The 18,491-nt window shown below is 40.2% G+C and carries 16 protein-coding genes, 1 pseudogene and 4 riboswitches; of the genes and pseudogenes, 2 read left to right on the top strand and 15 right to left on the bottom strand.

All coding sequences use genetic code 11. The features are described from left to right. Positions 1-4: 4 nt before the first annotated feature. The 15 genes from BMZ99_RS27430 to BMZ99_RS26465 all read right to left on the bottom strand — a co-directional run bounded on the left by BMZ99_RS27430 (position 5) and on the right by BMZ99_RS26465 (position 15,359). A complete protein-coding gene (locus tag BMZ99_RS27430; RefSeq protein WP_281246844.1) occupies positions 5-133 on the bottom strand; it encodes a hypothetical protein in 129 nt (42 codons plus the stop codon). Positions 134-199: 66 nt separating this feature from the next. Then, positions 200-1,462, bottom strand: a complete 1,263-nt coding sequence (locus BMZ99_RS18725; protein ID WP_090941001.1) for an ABC transporter ATP-binding protein — start codon at positions 1,460-1,462, stop codon at positions 200-202. Then, entirely contained in the window at positions 1,459-2,526 is a 1,068-nt protein-coding gene (locus tag BMZ99_RS18720) for a FecCD family ABC transporter permease (RefSeq protein ID WP_090940981.1), read from the bottom strand. Before BMZ99_RS18720 ends, BMZ99_RS18725 begins: the two co-directional genes overlap by 4 nt. Continuing rightward, the gene (locus tag BMZ99_RS18715) at positions 2,523-3,473 is read right to left on the bottom strand and encodes an ABC transporter substrate-binding protein (RefSeq protein ID WP_090940975.1); all 951 of its coding nucleotides are present in this window, start codon (positions 3,471-3,473) and stop codon (positions 2,523-2,525) included. Before BMZ99_RS18715 ends, BMZ99_RS18720 begins: the two co-directional genes overlap by 4 nt. A 3-nt stretch (positions 3,474-3,476) precedes the next feature. Then, positions 3,477-4,442, bottom strand: coding sequence for a sugar phosphate isomerase/epimerase family protein (locus tag BMZ99_RS18710; RefSeq protein ID WP_090940972.1), 966 nt, complete (start codon positions 4,440-4,442; stop codon positions 3,477-3,479). Positions 4,443-4,506: 64 nt separating this feature from the next. Next, positions 4,507-6,423, bottom strand: coding sequence for a TonB-dependent receptor plug domain-containing protein (locus BMZ99_RS18705; RefSeq protein WP_090940970.1), 1,917 nt, complete (start codon positions 6,421-6,423; stop codon positions 4,507-4,509). Positions 6,424-6,462: 39 nt separating this feature from the next. Then, positions 6,463-7,785 carry a nitrogenase component 1 gene (locus tag BMZ99_RS18700; RefSeq protein WP_090940967.1) on the bottom strand — a complete coding sequence of 441 codons (1,323 nt, stop codon included), beginning with the start codon at positions 7,783-7,785 and terminating at the stop codon, positions 6,463-6,465. 189 nt (positions 7,786-7,974) lie between these two features. After that, positions 7,975-8,157, bottom strand: a riboswitch (cobalamin riboswitch). Between the two features lie 74 nt (positions 8,158-8,231). Continuing rightward, positions 8,232-8,765, bottom strand: a complete 534-nt coding sequence (gene cobO, locus BMZ99_RS18695) for a cob(I)yrinic acid a,c-diamide adenosyltransferase (protein WP_090940964.1) — start codon at positions 8,763-8,765, stop codon at positions 8,232-8,234. A gap of 73 nt (positions 8,766-8,838) precedes the next feature. Next, a complete protein-coding gene (locus tag BMZ99_RS18690) occupies positions 8,839-9,942 on the bottom strand; it encodes an adenosylcobinamide amidohydrolase (protein WP_090940960.1) in 1,104 nt (367 codons plus the stop codon). A gap of 56 nt (positions 9,943-9,998) precedes the next feature. Next, positions 9,999-11,294, bottom strand: coding sequence for a nitrogenase component 1 (locus BMZ99_RS18685; RefSeq protein WP_090940957.1), 1,296 nt, complete (start codon positions 11,292-11,294; stop codon positions 9,999-10,001). Continuing rightward, entirely contained in the window at positions 11,287-12,576 is a 1,290-nt protein-coding gene (locus BMZ99_RS18680; protein WP_090940954.1) for a nitrogenase component 1, read from the bottom strand. Before BMZ99_RS18680 ends, BMZ99_RS18685 begins: the two co-directional genes overlap by 8 nt. A gap of 231 nt (positions 12,577-12,807) precedes the next feature. Further along, positions 12,808-13,635 (bottom strand): sirohydrochlorin cobaltochelatase, encoded by an 828-nt coding sequence (locus BMZ99_RS18675; protein WP_139214798.1) that lies wholly within the window; start codon positions 13,633-13,635, stop codon positions 12,808-12,810. 184 nt (positions 13,636-13,819) lie between these two features. After that, positions 13,820-14,000, bottom strand: a riboswitch (cobalamin riboswitch). A 58-nt stretch (positions 14,001-14,058) separates the two neighbouring features. Beyond that, positions 14,059-15,045: an ABC transporter substrate-binding protein gene (locus BMZ99_RS18670; RefSeq protein ID WP_245755047.1), complete on the bottom strand. Its 987-nt coding sequence runs from the start codon at positions 15,043-15,045 to the stop codon at positions 14,059-14,061. A 17-nt stretch (positions 15,046-15,062) separates the two neighbouring features. After that, entirely contained in the window at positions 15,063-15,203 is a 141-nt protein-coding gene (locus BMZ99_RS26470) for a hypothetical protein (protein WP_175490621.1), read from the bottom strand. Positions 15,204-15,209: 6 nt separating this feature from the next. Next, a complete protein-coding gene (locus BMZ99_RS26465) occupies positions 15,210-15,359 on the bottom strand; it encodes a hypothetical protein (protein WP_175490620.1) in 150 nt (49 codons plus the stop codon). 202 nt (positions 15,360-15,561) lie between these two features. Then, positions 15,562-15,742: riboswitch (cobalamin riboswitch) on the bottom strand. 270 nt (positions 15,743-16,012) lie between these two features. Then, a riboswitch (cobalamin riboswitch) is annotated at positions 16,013-16,196 on the bottom strand. 203 nt (positions 16,197-16,399) lie between these two features. Here BMZ99_RS26465 and BMZ99_RS18665 point away from each other — a divergent pair. Next, positions 16,400-18,133, top strand: a complete 1,734-nt coding sequence (locus BMZ99_RS18665) for an ABC transporter ATP-binding protein/permease (protein WP_090940948.1) — start codon at positions 16,400-16,402, stop codon at positions 18,131-18,133. A 125-nt stretch (positions 18,134-18,258) separates the two neighbouring features. Further along, positions 18,259-18,491, top strand: a pseudogene (locus BMZ99_RS18660) (IS5/IS1182 family transposase); the annotation flags it as partial.

Genomic DNA, 18,491 nt, shown 5'->3' with positions numbered 1-18,491 from the left:
TTCTTCATTTCATACCATTTACAACGTGAATACTATTTTCTACTAACAAGTCATACAGCTTAATAAAATCTTGCTCAGTGACAATCACTAAACTGTTGACTCCAGTCTCACCAATGAGTTGAGATGCCTGCAAAACCTCAATGTCAACTTCGTATCCTCTTGTCCCACAATAGAGGAAAAGGATAAATCGCAGATCATGTCATCTATGAACTGCTGGCAACATATTTTTCTCCAGGGATGTAATAAACTGTGGAAATGTCATCACAGCAACTTGAGGCATTTTTACTAATTTTGTATATAATTCAATTGCTTTCCCCTCAAGAAAATCCCGCTTTTCAATGGGTGTATCCTCAATCACAATTAAATTTTTAGCCGTAAAAGCAGCTTGTAAATTGTCAATATTTTGTTCGCCATAGGTTAAATCTGATAATACCACCCAATCGGCCGCACTAATTTTTCTGCGATTTTCTTCAGCTGCCAGTTCATCAATGCTTGAAAAAGGCTGCCCCAGCAGGCAAGACAGATGAAATGCTTCTGCTGCATTAGCATCCGCATCACCTGGCTGTATTACTCCAAGGGTCAACCGATAGCCCCTTTCATAAAGCACACGAATAATTTTTTCCCCCGATCCCCCGCCGCAAATAATATGAACCTTCGTATCTTTATTAGGATTATCATCATCAGCAGCGTAGGTGTGGATATCTAGATTACCAGTTACTTTATTCATAAATACAGCAGCATGCAAACCATAAGCAGCTTGTAAATTTTCTTTGGTTATCACCTTCTCAGGAGGACCATCCGCAATCATTGTATTTTCTGCCAATAGCAGCAGCCGAGAGCAAAATTTAGCTGCCAATTTCAAATCATGTGCTACTATCAATACCGTTTTACCTTGCTGTGATATCAATTGACAATAACGAAATATTTCTTCCTGGTAAACTAAATCCAGGCTAGCTGTAGGCTCATCTAAAAAAATAAGCGGCGTTTCTTGTGCCAGAACTTTGGCCAATAAAACACGCTGTTTCTCACCGCCTGACATCAAATGGACCGGTTTTTCCGCTAATGCTTCTACTCCTGTAAACTCCATATATCGATGAGCTATTGCTTTATCTTCAGCCTGCTCATGCTGCCACCATTTTAAATATGGATAGCGCCCAGTTAAAACCACCTCTAAGGCAGTAAAACCAAAACCTACATTTACTTCCTGCTGCATATAGGCAACCTGACGAGCCAGTTCCTTATCAGACAAAGTTGTAATGGGGCGACCAGCTAACAGTACCTCACCTGCAGCTAAAGGCACAAACCCACGCAAAGCAAGCAGCAAGGTACTTTTTCCTGCTCCATTAGGACCAATAATCCCCACAAATTCTCCAGCACTTATGCTGCAGGTAATATTCTCTAAAATTTTCTTCTCACCAAATACAATACTAGTATTACAGGCGGCTATGATTTCCTGTGTCATGAGATTCCTCCAGACTGTTGCGTTTTACGCAGCAGATATAAGAAGTAAGGGGCTCCCAATAATGCCGTCATAATACCTACACGAATTTCATTAGGAGGAAAAATCATTCGTCCTAAGGTATCACAGAACACTAAGAACAAAGCACCTGCTAAGGCACTGCTTGGCAGCAGCCATCGATGCTCCGGTCCCACTATAATTCGCATAATATGAGGTACAATTAAACCGACAAAACCAATGGTACCGCTCACACATACCGCCATTGCCGTAGTAGCAGCAGCCACAAATAATAAAAGCAGGCGCAATGCAACTACAGGTACCCCTACGGATCGAGCCTCTTGTTCTCCTAGTACAAGAACATTCAAATGCCGTGCCAGCAAGCATAAAACAATCAGGCCGATGAGAATTGGAACAACTGCCAGGTAAACATGCTCCCAGCGTCGATAGTCCAGACCTCCTACTACCCAAAATAAATATTCTCGTACTCGATACTCATTCATCAACGTCAAAATTCCAGATGTTAGAGCTCCCATTAGCATACTGACAGCTACTCCTGACAGCAGTAAAGTCATCACGGGAATTTTGCCTCTTGACATAGATAAAAAAACGGTTGCGCTCACTGCTGCAAGGGATCCGGCTAATGCAAACATCGGCATAACAAATATACTATAAGACGTAAGACCAAGAGCAATGGCAGTAACAGCTCCAAAAGATGCTCCACTGGAAACGCCAATAATTCCCGGATCAGCCAGAGGGTTACCAAATACCCCCTGCATAACAGCTCCCGATACACCTAATGCAGCTCCTACTAGCACCCCTACAAGTACCCGGGGCATACGAATATTCCACACTACAGCCTGAAATTCGGCATTCACAGAGGGGAAGTATCCGTTAATCATGGGCACATGCTGTCCAATAATTGCTAGGGTATCTTCCCATGGAACTCTTATGGTCCCCCAAGATATAGAAAACACAATAATACAGAGCAATAATATACTAAGCACCATCATAATCTTCCAAGCCTTATCTCGATTCCCTTGTGTCTTCTTTCGCATTGTTTCTCTCATTGGCTATACTGGGGATAGGCTGCCTTAGCAACGTCCTTTACTCCTTGTACAATATATTGTGATGAAGAGCTTAAATGCCGATCGGGAATCGTGAATAGCTGCTCCTCTTTGATTGCTCTAAGGCTTTGAAATGCAGGATCCTCTCGTACCTCTGTTTTAAAGTCCTCTACATTGGTTTTGCCATTATAATTCCAGGTTGGCATGATAAAAACGTCAGGCTTGGCAGCTACAATCTGTTCTTTAGTCATCATTTCATTCTTACCAACGCCTACTTTACTTGCTCCATTCACCACACCTGCATATCGGCAGATATCATCAAATAAGCTGCCTTGTCCTCCGATTCCTCCCATTAGGGAGAAGAGGATTACCGTTTTTCGCTCTTCAGAACTCACTTTCTCCAGTGATTTTTGAATCATTCCTAATTGCTTGTCCATTTGGATTACCATTTGCTGCCCCATCTGTTCTTCTCCAACAACATCGGCAATTTCTCGAATCACATGTTTCACATCTTCAATGTTGCTGGGTGTTTTATATACATAGACAGGAACTCCTGCGTCACGAATGGTTTGAACCAATTCTACAGGCTGCCAATCAGCAATAAATAATACATCTGGCTGTAATGCAATAATTGCTTCCGGATTGGCCTTCACCTTTTTGGATACCGATTTAGCCTTTTCACTTATATTGGATATTTCCGGGTCATCTGCCAAATAGGTCAAGGCTAAAATACGTTCCATTGGAACCAGGTCCACCAGTATCTCATCTGTCCCCAAGGACAAGGACACAATTCGGCTGGGCTTATGAGGAAGTTTTATTACATGCCCTTGGAAATCCTGTACTTCATAGCCTCCTGTTTTAGGTACATCCGGCAATTGGTTAGAACTGCAGCCGCCAACTAGCAAAAGGCAGCAACTTAAGAGTAAAGCAATAAACGATAATTTTTTCATCTATTAACGCTCCTTATATTGCAAGGCCTGCTGCTGAATCCTGATTTTTTCAGACCAATCATTAATCGATGTATACATAAACTCATGTACTACGTATGTAGGTTGTACACAATTTATAATCTTCTTCACGCAGGGAGAACTAAAGGGTAAATGCTCATCAATTCGCAGCACATGACTCATAGCAGCTGCCAAAATATCTTTTTGAGGCATAGCCGCACCCCTACTCTGTTTGATATAATTTCCGGACAAGGAATAATGCAAATGCACACCGTGAATATAATGTTTATATTCTTCCAGATTATCAACTATCTTCAGTACATAATCTACACCAGCATCCTGATTCTTTAATTCTGGATTTGTATTCATCAAATGACCGATATCCAGCATGATCCCTGCCTTGGGATGTTTTACACTATCAAGTAACAACGCTGTAAGCTCTTTATCCTTCAAAGTTAATCCTGGCCACCACAAATTTTCAAATAATAATTCCATATCCCCTGGTATACTCTGAACCAGCTCATTAATTACCTCAACCGTAGCTTCAATGATTTGTCGATCAGAGAAGCTAAACTGCCAATGAAACAACTCTGGAATTCGTGCCTGACTGACATGAAAGACGACATATTTGGCACCTGCCATTTTAGCAATACGAAGATTCTCACGATAAACATTTAGCCAGCCTTCACGGGTCAATGCGCCATAACAAGCTTCAATTTGTGCATCACTGCCAAATTGCCTGAGCAGTTCCGCCCTGTCTCCTCGCCAGAAGTCCAGCCAATTCGGCCAAAAACGCAAATGCACTCCTTGTATCCACTGTTTCTTATGGACACGCGGATTCCAAGAATCACAAAACATCATTTCCAAGCCATCTAAATGATGATGATTCAAAAAAGCTTCTAAGCATACAGGGTTATTATGAATGAGTTCCAGATCAGATGCATAATTGGATAAATTCACAAGTTGTAACATAGTATAAGTCCTTTATTGTTTATTTATGAAGAAGATGCTACTAGTAGCATCTTCTTATGATAACCTAGAACTGATATTGAATACCAATTTGATAATTGCGGCCAGGGCTTGACCACCAGTCTCCGGCAATTGGGTCAGGATATCCGTAAGCAACATTAGAAAACTCTGCATAATATTTATCTAATATATTATTAACTTTTATAAATGCTCTTGCTTGCTTTGTAATTTTATAGTTAAATGATGCATCCCAGACCCAATATGTGCTGGCAGGTAATGCAGGCAATCCATTACTAGGCGTAGGACCAACTCGATTTATGATTCCACGGCCAAGTAAGGCAGCATCATACCGATCCTGACGATAATTTAAACCCACATTCCAGGTACCTTTTGGTATATATCCGTTTGCATTATCTTGCTGATCAGAGGTTTCAGTGCTGATGCCGGTAAAGCCAACAAAGCCGCTAAGCACGTTAGAGAATTTTTTATTTAATTGTACATCCCAGCCATGTACCTTCTCCTTATTTCTATTAATATAATGGCCTTCATATGTGGTCAAATCAGTATATACAAAGCCTATTACGTTATTCGACTTCCTCTGAAATATGTGAAATGTACCTGTCAATGTTTCATTAAACTTGTGGTTTATACCTGCTTCAATAGTACGTCCATCTTCAGGATCTAAGTCTCGATTTCCATAAGAAGCATCATATAGTTGAACTGGAGTAGGAGCAATAAAGAACTCACTATAGGAAAGATAATAATTCGTATTATCATTTTGCTTATATCCTAAATTCATGTGGGGTGTTGTATGACTGCCAAAGTCAGAATGGTTATCGTACCGCACACCAGAGGTTAACTTCCATTGGTTATTCATGTTCCATTCATCTTGTGCATATAAAGCCCGGTTTATCAGTTTAACTCCATTCAAATTTACTACCTTATCCTGGTTAAAATCAAAACCCGTAGTAAAAATATGACGATCATCCATTTTTTGCGTGAATTGCTCTTGAATTCCAATAGTCTTAACTTTTGTTGTGGTTGAACCCCATGTAGATCCTATTCCATAGGTAGTATCATAGTCACCATTGAAAAAAGAGACTTGGTTGTGACCTTTTTCCGAAACCTTGTTATTATAAATCATTTTCCAAGAAGAATTATCCGCATTTCCAGCTCTATGATTATCCGTTCCAAAAGCACTATCTGCATAACGATAATCCGCCTTATAATTTTCATACATCAATGTTACATCAGAGTCATCGTTGATATTTTGAGTTAGCTTAAATGAATTAGTCTCTCCGTTTCGATGTTGGGGAATTCTTACACCATGACCATCTTTATAATCTCCTAAGATATCTTTCTGGCTCGTTATTACCCAGCTAAGATCCCCTGATTTTCCCTGATTCAGCAGCGAATAGCTTTCCTTACCATTACTGCCTCCTGTAAGGGTTAGAGAGGTGCTATTCCTTTCCGCTTTGCGGGTAATAATATTAATCACGCCACCTTTGGCGTCGGAACCATACAATGCAGATGCAGACCCCTTTAGTACTTCTATTCTTTCAATATTTTCAAGAGCGCTATAGGCACCAAAAGGAAAAGGCCCACTCGTAGCAGCATTGACTTTTATACCATCTACCAATACGACAATCTCTTTTGCTCCATTAATTCTTAATCCATTAGTTTCCTCATACCCTACACCGCCGCCGTAATTATACACAGCAACACCTGGTACATCCCGCAACACTTCCACCAGATCATGATAATGATTTTTTTCAATCTCATCCCGTGTAATTACTGTCATATTAGCATTAGCTTCAAATACCTTTACTGGTGTTTTAGTAGCTGTTACTACCACTTGATCAAAGGAATATTCTTCTTGCTCTTCCGCCTCTGCAGCGTGTACATTCGGGATATATAATAGTAGAGCACTTCCCAGCACGCAGGCACATAACTTGGCTTGTTTTAACTTTATATTCTTCCCCACATTTTTCCTCCTATCTTCTTATATAAATAATACTTGGCTTTAGGTGACCATTGCTTTTTTGATAAAATCAGGTTTCTCTTGTCTTTGTATGTACTGATTCCACAAACCTTCTATCATACGACTACTTCCTTGCAACCCCATAAATGGTCGATGTTTAAGGATCATTTCATCGTAAACAGGTGAAGAAATATGCTGATAAGCCACGTCTTTCACTGCTTTTTGATGCAGGATCGCTTTCTCTTTGCTGCTCGCCATCAGCAATCCGCCTCGTAAACCTGTCAAGTGTTGTTCAATTTTCTGCTGATCCTTATATCCATCTAACACAATTCCAACATATTCAGGATAACTCTGCTTAAAGGCAACACCATTTTGCAATACAGTTATGATTTTCTTTGCATTTATCCACTCTCCTCGTACTGCCTGAGATATAGCAAAGGCTACAGAAGCAGGGGCAGCAATCAAAACACTGTCGAACCAGATATTTCCCCAAATCTTTTGCTGTTCTTTATTCATAATTCCATGCTTTTGTTCTAGGTAATTTGCTTCCTGCTGAAGAGCTTTTAATCCATTACTCTCCCCTGACATGTAGTAATCAATCGCTTTTAGCCAGCTTAAGGAACCTTGTATCCCATAAGGGGGCAATAAGGATACATAGGGCATATCATACTGCTCTTCTAGAAGCTCTGCCAGCTCATGTCCTAGTTCATGATGAACTACAATATTCAGCTGTGCCTGCGTCATATTAATAATTTCCTGCATCGTACTTCCTGCCCCCGGACAAGCAATTACCTCATAACCAGCTAAGGTTAGCATGCGTCGCAGCTCTTGCAGGTCATGGACTGCATTATAATAACCAACACTGCATCCTAAAAGATTAACCGTCCCCGACTTTATAGCAGTACGAAGCTGCAGGGGCACCTCACGAAAATAAGCTTTGGCAGCTGCCTGATACCCTGCCCAAAATCCTTCTTCCAAATCATGACGATCCAGACAAATTACAGGGCAATTCAGGTTTGCCTGCTTGGCAATTTGCAAAAGATCCTCATTACGGGTACTGTCAGTACAGCTGTTAGCCAGCAGCACTACCGATGGCTGAGCCGTCTGTTGTATGGATTGTAAAATATGCAGCAAATACTGTTCTGTACCAGCAAATACAGCATCTTTGTTCCTCTGGGAGCAAAAGAAGCGCATTCTTGCGGTTGGGCATTGTTTTTCAATATACTCATGAGCTGAAAAGTAACACCACAAGGAACTGTTAAGCACCATTACAGCATCTGGAATACCTGAAAAAAAGGTTGATGCACCTGTCAATCCACAACTATTGCCCTCTTTGCACATATAGGTTGAAAGACTTGTAACCATACACAATACCTCCCTTTTTTTGCAGTTCTCCAACAATAGCCATAAAAAAATCTCTTAACCTAAAAAGGTCAAGAGATTTTACAATAGCATAAAGCAAATAGTAATCCCGACGTATATATACGTCGGGGAAAAATAAGCACAATAAAAAAACTATCGTACAAATCCCCTCCCCATCTCTCGCAGGTTCTAGCGGTGATTGCTATATAGGCAGTTCTCCTGACTTAGAATCATTGCTCCCCCATACCTTCCCAAGAACTTTGTCTCAGTGGCATAATCATGGGTTCACTCCTCATTACAGTGGCGGGACCGTGCCGGAATGAAACCGGACTTCCCTATTAAGCCTCAAAGGGCACCTATACCATCCATATGAATTTTTTTACATGTTATAAGATTCACTTTATAATATCTTTAATGAATTGTCAAGCAATTCAGTGTAATGATTTCTTTTAAAATTCTATCCCTTTTTGTGCCTTTATCCCCTTTTTATAAGGATGTTTAATCTCCTTCATTTCTGTTACTAAATCCGCCTTTTCAACAATCTCAGGACGGACATCCCTGCCTGTCAGCACAAGATGTAAGGCAGAGGGCTTATCCTCTAATAAATTTAATACTGCTTCCAGAGATAGAACACCAAACTTAATCGCATAGTTAATTTCATCTAAAATAATCATATCCCACTGGTTTGATTCAAATTCTTTTCGCGCCATCGCCAATGCCTCCTCGGCTGCATGGCGATGCTCTGCCATAGCGTCTTCGCTTGCATTGCGAACAAAACCTTCCCCCATCTGACGCATTACAAATTTAGATCCCAAAGCCTCTGCCGCTTTTAATTCTCCATACTTCCAGCTGCCTTTAATAAACTGTATAATCAACACTTTGAATCCCTGTCCCCAAGCTCTTAATCCAAGACCTAAAGCTGCTGTTGTTTTTCCTTTGCCATTTTCTGTGTTAACAAGTATTAATCCATGTCTATTTTCCATATAACGCCCTCCTCTTTTCTTACTATATCATGATATTAACAAACGATATATCTCTTTTTTGCTTTAACTGTGACTAGCTCCAGTCAAGCATGTCCGTTCTGATTTCCATGATGTTATGTAATAATTTTTGCCATGCACTTAGGCAGCTTTCTAAATCTGGTTGCTGAATTACAGGACATTCTGCGCCAAATTTAGCTGCAGCTAAGCATAGTATTGCATTTCCAGCTTCTATCACTTCCTTACTAGTTAACAGTTTCCATATTAATTGATCCAGTAAATGAACATACAAGGATGTGTACGTTACTAATTGCTCATCTTGGTCTATAACATATAATTGCTCTAAAAATTCAGCTTTTATGATTGCCCCTGCATGATCTTTCCGATAACTCTGCCATATCGTCTCTTCTACTACACCAAAGCGTTTTATGCGTCGCAGTACACTATGCTGTTTTTGAGGACAAAGACCAGATTGCTGTTTTAAAGCATCTTTAACAGCTTTCTTCACCACACAGCCAATTAGTTCACCTAATTTCGAATGTTTCCCTGCACTTTCTAAATATAACGGAGAATGGGGATTCGCAATAATCATTGTTTGATCCGTCCCTGAACCGGTTGCCAAACCATTGGAATAATTACTCCCAGCCATCAATTCCTGTAATGCTGCTGTCTTAGCCTCCGTACAAGTAACCAAGGCCCTGGACAATGTCCCTGGCGGCATATCGGAGTCAATCATCAGTATTATATTAATCGTACCTGGTTTTTGTAATGTAGACTTCTCAATAGGCTGAAAATAAGCAGCAGGATCGCCTACCCTTCCCCCGTTCACTTCGATACCGCCTGTTACCAAAGCTGTTACCTGCAGATTTTCATAACTTTCAGATTGAATCGCTACATTATCCATAGAGGCAGCTGTTGCCATACCAGAAACAGAATCTGCATGGAGCCCCACATCTTGCGCTACCAACCGCATGTGTTCCTCATAAGTAGGGGCACGCAATTCATAAGCCATACCCGCGCCTGGATTGCAATCGTGATTAAATACAGCTGTTAAATCTTCACGATATCCACCATTATACACAGAAGTACTAAGTACCTTGCGTGGCCTCCCAAATAAAATCACAATGCTTTTATAATATTTATATGCAATATCACCTGTTGATAAGGTACACAGTTTCATGAAATATCTCCTTTCACTAATCAAATGCACTACAACATAACTTACATAATCTCCATTTAAACTCCCTGTTGACAGCGGCTAATGTATTGGTTCCAGAGTCTTTCATTCATATGGCAAGCACCTCGTATCCCCATGAAGGGACGTGTACTAAGAATGATTTCATCATACACCGGCAAAGCAATATTTTGACAAAGCACATTAGGCACTGCCTTTTGCTGCAGCAACGCTTTTTCATTACTGCTGCCCAGCAGAAGTCCTCCTGTCAATCCTGCCAGCTGACTTTCGATTGCCTGACTGTCACCTTGCCCACTCAAGATTCTATCAATACAATCTGGCACGGCATTGGATAAAATGCCATTTTGCAGTATTACGCTTAAAAATCCCGTATCGATCCATTCTAACCGCAGGGCTTCTGCTATACCTAAAGCAATTGAAGAGGTAGCAGCAATGAGTGTCTGATCAAACCATAAATCACCCCAAATTCGCTGCATATCTAATATTGCCCCATCCATTTTTTTACTCAAATCATCTATTTCTTGCAGTACAGGTGCGAAACTAGCATCACTCATCCACATAATTTGCCCAATGGTTCTCAGCCACCTCATTGATCCTTCCATACCATAAGGCGGCAGCAAGGATAGGTAAGGCATTCCATATTCCTTCTGTAAATATTGTGCAATACCGTCTCCCAGTTCCTCGTGAATTACAATATTCAACTCTGCTTTTGTCATAGCAGCAATTTCTTCGGTACTGCTACCCGCCCCGGGGCAGGCTAATACTTGGTAACCAGCTAATGCCAATAAACGTTTTATTTCCTCTATATCGTTAGCAGCATTATAATACCCCAATGTACAGCCTAGCAAATTTACTGTACGAGGTCTTGCTTCTCCGCGAGACTGCAGTGGAATCTTAGAAAAATATGCCTTAGCTCCCGCTTGGTATCCTTCGCTAAAGGTCCCCTTTATTCCGCCACTATCCAGACTCACTACCGGGCAAGACAAATTCGCCTGCTTGGCAATCCCAGCAACATCATCGCCGATTAAGCTAATTGCACAACTATTTTCGATAAACAATACAGAGGGCTTAGATTTTTCTCTGATAACCTCTAATATTTCCATTAGACAATCCTCGGTACCATAGATCACCGCATTATTATCTGGCTGAGTGCAATAAAAACGATTCCCTACGGTTGGACATGCTCTTTCGATGTACCGCAAAGCATAAAAATAGCACCATAAGGGCCCATTCACAACAACAGCAGAATCTGGTATGCCAGCAAAAAAAGCTGCAGCACCAGTCAAAGCACAACTATTAAACTGAGTATGCACATTATCCCATGCCTGCTTATCCATATACAATTCCTCTTCTCTCTTTCGATCGCCCTGCTAGCCTTGCTAATTTGCAGAGTAACCTTATCATTCCACCTACACCTACAGGTGGTATTACAGGCAAAAAGAACTGTCGCGGTATCGAATCGGATAATTCATGAGTCGTAACAGCTATTTCTGCCTTTTCTAATTCCTTGTCTTCATCTTCTTGCCGAATGGGCGCTAACGTGTATTTTTCTAATTCTATTCTCATCTCTTGCTGCTGCTGTTCGGTCAGCCCTTTTAATAGAATAATTCCCGTTACATTTACTTTAGCCTGCGCAAGCAGCTCCAATGCCCATGCGGGTTGGAAATAAAGAAGAGGACGACCAATGCATAGTACTACTTTTTCATTCTCCAACTTAGAAGAATAGGAAGCAATTGCATGCAGTAATTTTTCTTCTTGTTGACGGATTGCTGCTAAAGCGTCCTTTTCTTTTCCTAATAACTGCCCCATCCTCCTAAGCCAATCTTTGGTTTCCTGCCGCCCAATAGGGCATGGTGCATCAAAAAAAGGAATATCAAATTTTGTCTCTAAATCAGCGGCTAAGGTGTGAATCCCCAGATGTGACTTTGCTCGTCCTCCCAATAAAACGCAAAGAGAGGACGATGGTACCTGCTGTATTTCTTCTAAAGAAGCATACCCTGGAAACTGGCAATGAACATCAAGTCCAAAAATCACAAGCAGTTCCTTAATTTCCTGTACATCAATTCCTTGAGGACCGCCCCGATCCCCCAATAAAGTAACAGTATTTTTTTTCTTTTCCTGCTTACACATAAAACGCTCTATTAATGTAAGGCCAGCCTGATAATAGCCAGTATCATAATCGTTAAAAAAGCCCTGAGAATCGACTGATAGCATAGGAATATTCCACATCCCTTGCGCAGCAGTCGTTACTGACTTGACATCATCACCAATCACACCGGCTACACAGGAACTTGCGATCACAATATACTCTGGTTTATACCTCTTAACTACGTAATCAATGCATTTACGTAATTGCTCAGTGCCGCCAAAAATAGAGTGCTCTTCCTTTAAATTACTTGTAATTAATGGTGCGGTATATTGCTGCCAATTCATTTCCTGCCTTGCTAAGGACCGATAATAACTCCCTAACTCCATAGTATGAGTGACATGTCCGCAGGCTTTGGGACTATGATAGATCACTAAAGCTCCCTGATTGTGCGCCACAGCATTCCACACGCCAGACATACTACAACTGTAGCTTCGTTTCATTGTAATTACATTTTTTTTACTAATTGCCATAAGCAAGCACCAACTCCTCTACTCTTTCAAATAACATAGGTGCAGGCACAGTTAAATTATAATGCAACTCCATATAAGTTCTCTTGATTTGACTTCCTAGAGAGAAGACTGCGCATCCTTTTTTATTCGTATCAAGTACAGATAACAGTTATAGAATAGCTAGATATTTACAAGAAACATCTAGCTATTACGTTATTTACCTATGTAATTATCGTATTTTAATGCTTGCACTTACCATATCCGGCTTTTTTGGTTCATGGCATCCTTAAGATGCTGCACATAAAGATCTTGAATCTTCGCATTTTCTCCTAAGCCATGAAGATAGACATCCACTGTGAAACCCGCCTTTACTAACTGGGATTTCGCAGAATCGTCCTCATCGCCAGCCATGTCATTATTGACATGATCACCGGCAACCAGCATAAATGGCATCAATGTTACTTTCTTGATATCCCATTTTTTTAACTTTGCAATCACACTTTCCAGCGGGGGGAAACCTTCTACAGTATACACAAATACATGATTTAGCCCTGCTTCTTCCATTTTCATCTGCAATGCAGCATAAGCGGTATTGGCAGGATGTACACCGCCATGTCCCATAAACACAATGGCTTTCTGACTTTCCACAGTAGGCAATTGTGCCGTCAAAGCCTCAATTGCTTCTGCATAATCATCTGGTCTGTCTTCCTGTCCGGTATAATAAAGCAAAGGACGACCGATTATAATTTTGTCAAATGCCTTTTGGTGCTTATGAATGTATTGGGCAACGGTGTTTTTAATCTTGTCGAATTCTTCGCCGCCAACCACATGCAAGGGCTGAATATATACTTCTTTGTATCCTTCATCCTCCAACCTTTGGATTGCTTCTGTTTCTGTATCAATGTGGATACCATCTCTGGCTGCTAATCTTTTAATAACGATTCGAGATGTAAAGGCTCTGCGAACTTCATATTCGGGAAAGTTCGCTTTAATTTTATTTTCCACGCTTTCAATATTGAGTCGTAACCCCTCCTGATAGGTTGTACCAAAACTCACAACTACAATAGCCTTTTTCATCATTTGCCACTCCTTATTTCTTCTTTTCTGCTAGTGAATACATATAAAAACCTCCTAACCAATGGTTAGGAGATTGAAGTTTTCATTAAGTAATTTGACTCATTCTATTAAAATTCCAGCCTTTATGCGCCAGAAAAAATACAACTAGCATCTGTACTTAATCCCCTCCCCATCACTCGCAGGTCAATTGGTGATTGTTATATAGGCAGTTCTCCTGACTTAGAATCATCGCTTCCTCAAACCTTCCCAAGATTTTATCTCAGTGGTAAACCTAGGGGAATACTCCTCATTACAGTGGCGGGACCGCGTCGGCATGTAACCGAACTTCCCTATTAAGCCCTACGGGCACCTATACCATCTATATGTACTTTTTACCATACCGCTTGTATCGTATAACAAGCGGTATGATTTGTCAATGCAAGAGAATCATGATTGAAATAACTGTGGATAAAAAGCTTTAGCTAACCATTGAACCGTTTTACCGCTTCTGATTCCTCCATTCATATCATTGAAAGAAAAAATAACAAATCGTTGTTTCTTGATAGCTCCTACCTCTGATAATGCCGGATTCTTTACAAGCATTTGTATTGTCTCTTGGGCTGATGTCCCAGCATACTCATTAACCACGATCACTTCTGGATTGCGTCTTATGATCTCCTGCCAGTCTGTTTTTTCCCAGCTTTTCTCTAAATGTCCAAAAACATTATCGCCGCCCGCTAAACGTATTAAATCACTTTCCAGCGATTTTCCTGCAATTAGAACCTGATTCCCTGTCGCTTCATCAATTACCATAATTTTGACCGGCTTATCGATAATATCAGTTTTTTCTTTAACTTGCTGAATCTCATTTTTCATACTTTTAATGAGATCCTGTGCATTTTTTTCAACATGAAAAATTTTTCCGATATTGTTAATATCATTGTACACTTCCTGAATCGTTGCATGCTCCTTAAGTCCCCCTTGGGTGATATAGGACTTAACATTTTGCTTTTCAAGAATATCTACAGTACCAATCCACTTATCCTCAAAAGCTTCGTTATAACCATAAATAAAATCAGGTTTTACTGTTAATAAAGTATCCTTTGAAGGATATGTATCTGATAAGACTGGAGGTTTGTTATATTGTTCCTTGTATTCATCCTGAATTTCACCGTCCCTATGGGCTGTTCCTACTATTTTGTCCGAAAGTCCCAGTGCCAGCATAATTTCAGTTGCATGCTGGTTTAGAGTAACTACTCGCTGAGGAACATTTACAAATTCAATCACACGTTTATGATTATTTATTATAACTCGTCCTTGTTGTTCTTTAGATCCATCACTCGTTACTTGTTTATTTATACAGCCGGTAAATAAGAATGAAACCAACACGATCATCACCAAAAACAGATATTGTTTTTTTGTTATCCTCATCATTTCCTCCTAAAATAAATTTAAATATGGCATTCATAACGCTGCTTTAAATCCAAAGGCTCACTGTCCTTAAATGAAAATCCTCCAGCAACAAGAGGCGGAGGATTCCCAAACATTTCCTCACTACCTTCAGCCAGGCTAGTACTTAATACTGCTCTCATTTACGGCTAAGACAGAACAGCAATATCCCAGAACCATTGTGTCTTTGTAATATCCTTCGTTCGTATTTCTTTTTTAGTCTTCTGGTTATCTTGTTTAATTGCGAAGCCATTCTTGTATTGTTGCTGTATCCCCATAATTTCACTTGTTAATTCCATGTTATATAGCCTCCAGTAAGTTTTATATTTTTTATTGTTTCAATGTAAAATGGATCTCTCTTATAATCATCTTTACCTCTTGCCATAAAAGATGATTATAAGAGAGATCCATTTTGCTTAACCATTTTAAGTAAAAGACAACCCAAAATAGCCTATAAAGTAGACGCCTCAAATAATCTCCTTCCCATCGCTCGCAGGTCAAACGGTGACTGTCAAATAGGCAGTTCTCCTGGCTCTGGATCATCGCGCACTCAAACCTTCCCAGGAAATCATCCCAGTGGCACATCTTGAGGTTGCTCACCAATACAGTGGCGGGACCGCGTCGGCATTCAACCGAACTTCCCTATTAAGCCCTTGCGGGCACCTATCTCTTTCTATTCTATTTTTAAATAGAGACCACTAGGTAAAATTTAATTTGACTCTTAAAGAAGGAAATCCCTATATTACACCACCTTTTAAGAATCGTAATTTTTTTGTATGACTTTTGACAAATAAAAAATAGATTTCTCAACTAGTCAAACCTAACTCTTCTCTGGAAGAATTGACTATTTGAGAAACCTATTTTTCCACTAGTATCAGTTGAATAACAACTTGAAACAAACCTATCAAATAGATGCCTCGAATAATCTCCTCCCTGTTTCCTCGCAGGTCAAATGGCGATTGTCAAATAGGCAGTTCTCCTGACTCTGGATCATCGCTCTTTCAAACCTTCCCAGGATTTTTATTCCCAGTGGCATATACTTGAAGTCGCTCACCAATACAGTGGCGGGACCGCGCCGGCATTCAACCGAACTTCCCTATTAAGCCCTTGCGGGCACCTATCTCTTCTTATTAGATTGTACCTTTTGTAACTTACCTGTTTAAAATACCATACTCCAGCCCTGCTGTCAATTAGTTTTCACTTAATTGATCCTATTTACATAAATAGATATCTAACCTTTTAATAAAAGCAGGCCTCATCATATTATACGAACTGTCTACATATATTTATCATGTCTATATAATAACTACAATGGAGTTATCTGGCAAGGAGGACAATCGTGCAGCAAGGAAAACCCAGTCTACATACTACTTCCTGGCAGTTAATCACCTCTTATTGGTTTTCAAAAAAAGCACCGCTGGCCTGGGGATTGCTCCTTACAACCATAACGCTGAATATAGGAATTGTTCTGATTAATTTTTATTTAAATCACTGGCAAGGGAACTTTTATCATCAACTTCAGTATTACAATTATGCCGGTTTCATTAGTGCTTTATTTGATTTTAGCCTTATAGGCAGTGTTTATATTATTATCTCCGGGTTTCAGGTCTTTTTTCAGATGATGCTGCAAATGCATTGGCGGCGATGGATGACTCATCATTATCTGCAGCGCTGGCTTCATGATAAAACTTATTATTATATGAATCATTTACTCCATAATACAGACAATCCCGATCAGCGTATTAGCGAAGATGTACATCTACTTGCCACTAGCACACTCAGCCTCTTTCTAGGACTACTAAAACAACTTGCTACCCTCATTACCTTCATTACCGTTCTATGGCAGTTATCTGGAAATATGATTCTTACGGTTAATCAAACTTCCATAACCATCTATGGTTATCTAGTTTGGGCAGCAATAGGATATTCCATTGTAGGCACCAGCCTGATCACCTGGATAGGCCGCCCATTGGTAAAACTCAATGTCTTGCAACAGGGCTATGAAGCTGATTTCCGCTACGCTCTTGTCCGTTTCCGAGAAAATGATGAAAGTATCGCATTATATAATGGAGAAACAGCCGAAAAAAATAAATTCATGCGTATTTTTCACAATATTTATACCAACTATGGAAAAATTACAATCACCAGTAAAAATATAACTTGGCTTACTGTAATTTATTCTCAAGTATCCATTATTTTTGCTTTTCTTATGGCCTCCCCTCGTTATTTCAATAATGAAATACAACTGGGTCAACTTTTTGAAATATCAGGAGCCTATTGGTACGTCCATTCAGCTCTCTCTTACATTATTGATAGTTTTGGCAAAATTGCAGACTGGCAATCCATCCTGATTCGCCTTGCACGATTTTCTCAAAATATGCGAAAAGCCCAATTATTACTAAAAGCAACACAAGATCTTACGATACATCCTCCTGTAAACGACTCCTTTATCGCAAAAGACCTTTCTATACAATGTCCTCGCAACGAATTCTTATTAAAAAGCTTGTCTCTGCGGGTAACTGCCAAGGATCATATTCTCATAACAGGTCCATCGGGATGCGGAAAAAGTACACTGCTAAAGACCTTAACCGGTATTTGGCCTTTCTCCCAAGGAACGCTTACACATCCACCGAAGGAGAAAATAATTCTCCTGCCGCAAAAATCTTATATTCCCATCCACACATTGTACCATGTGCTCTTATACCCTAACCTTCATACTCCCATCACGAGACTTGCTATGCGGGAAACGTTAAAACTTTGCCAGCTATCCTTCCTCATAGAACAATTAGATCAAGAAAATAATTGGGGGCAAATTTTGTCCTTAGGTGAACAACAAAAATTAGCAATTGCCAGGGCAATACTGCATCGACCAGAGTGGCTGCTGCTTGATGAAGCAACGTCTTCTCTCGATACAGAGACGGAATTATACATGTATGCTCTCTTAAAAAGAACTCTGCCTAATACCGTACTCATCAGCGTCGGACATCAAGATGCTTTAAAGAAATTTCATACATTAAAACTAGAACTCGATGGTCTAGGGAGTTGGCAATTATCAAAGCTGCCAGTAACATGAGAAAACAGATATTTGGGCTATTATAGTAAGAATAAAGGGGCTGTCGCACTAGCCCTAAAAAACAAAAATGGCAACCGGCAGTAGCCGGGAGCCATTTTTTTGTGTAAAATCAAGTTTGTTGGAACATGAAAATACAAGCAAATTATATAACAGACACAAATATATATCAACTAGTCTTGCCGATGGACATCGGCGAGATGATCCCAGAAGATGACTCGGTACGGTTACTCAGCGCAGTGTTAGAAAGGCTGGATTATAGCAAACTGTACACTACGTACTCCCGAATGGGGAGAATCGAGAGATCACCGAAGCGTCTATTTAAAATTCTTGTCTATGGGTACATGAACGGCATCTATTC

The organism is Pelosinus propionicus DSM 13327 (genome assembly GCF_900114615.1).
GTDB lineage: Bacteria > Bacillota > Negativicutes > DSM-13327 > DSM-13327 > Pelosinus > Pelosinus propionicus.
This window is presented reverse-complemented; position numbering and strand designations above follow the sequence as displayed.

What these genes read in the sequence shown, in the direction of transcription:
- BMZ99_RS18725 (WP_090941001.1), bottom strand. Translation starts at nt 1,462, where the DNA reads ATGACACAGGAAATCATAGCCGCCTGTAATACTAGTATTGTATTTGGT.
- BMZ99_RS18720 (WP_090940981.1), bottom strand. Translation starts at nt 2,526, where the DNA reads ATGAGAGAAACAATGCGAAAGAAGACACAAGGGAATCGAGATAAGGCT.
- BMZ99_RS18715 (WP_090940975.1), bottom strand. Translation starts at nt 3,473, where the DNA reads ATGAAAAAATTATCGTTTATTGCTTTACTCTTAAGTTGCTGCCTTTTG.
- BMZ99_RS18710 (WP_090940972.1), bottom strand. Translation starts at nt 4,442, where the DNA reads ATGTTACAACTTGTGAATTTATCCAATTATGCATCTGATCTGGAACTC.
- BMZ99_RS18700 (WP_090940967.1), bottom strand. Translation starts at nt 7,785, where the DNA reads ATGGTTACAAGTCTTTCAACCTATATGTGCAAAGAGGGCAATAGTTGT.
- cobO (WP_090940964.1), bottom strand. Translation starts at nt 8,765, where the DNA reads ATGGAAAATAGACATGGATTAATACTTGTTAACACAGAAAATGGCAAA.
- BMZ99_RS18690 (WP_090940960.1), bottom strand. Translation starts at nt 9,942, where the DNA reads ATGAAACTGTGTACCTTATCAACAGGTGATATTGCATATAAATATTAT.
- BMZ99_RS18685 (WP_090940957.1), bottom strand. Translation starts at nt 11,294, where the DNA reads ATGGATAAGCAGGCATGGGATAATGTGCATACTCAGTTTAATAGTTGT.
- BMZ99_RS18680 (WP_090940954.1), bottom strand. Translation starts at nt 12,576, where the DNA reads ATGGCAATTAGTAAAAAAAATGTAATTACAATGAAACGAAGCTACAGT.
- BMZ99_RS18675 (WP_139214798.1), bottom strand. Translation starts at nt 13,635, where the DNA reads ATGATGAAAAAGGCTATTGTAGTTGTGAGTTTTGGTACAACCTATCAG.
- BMZ99_RS18670 (WP_245755047.1), bottom strand. Translation starts at nt 15,045, where the DNA reads ATGATGAGGATAACAAAAAAACAATATCTGTTTTTGGTGATGATCGTG.
- BMZ99_RS26470 (WP_175490621.1), bottom strand. Translation starts at nt 15,203, where the DNA reads ATGAGAGCAGTATTAAGTACTAGCCTGGCTGAAGGTAGTGAGGAAATG.
- BMZ99_RS26465 (WP_175490620.1), bottom strand. Translation starts at nt 15,359, where the DNA reads ATGGAATTAACAAGTGAAATTATGGGGATACAGCAACAATACAAGAAT.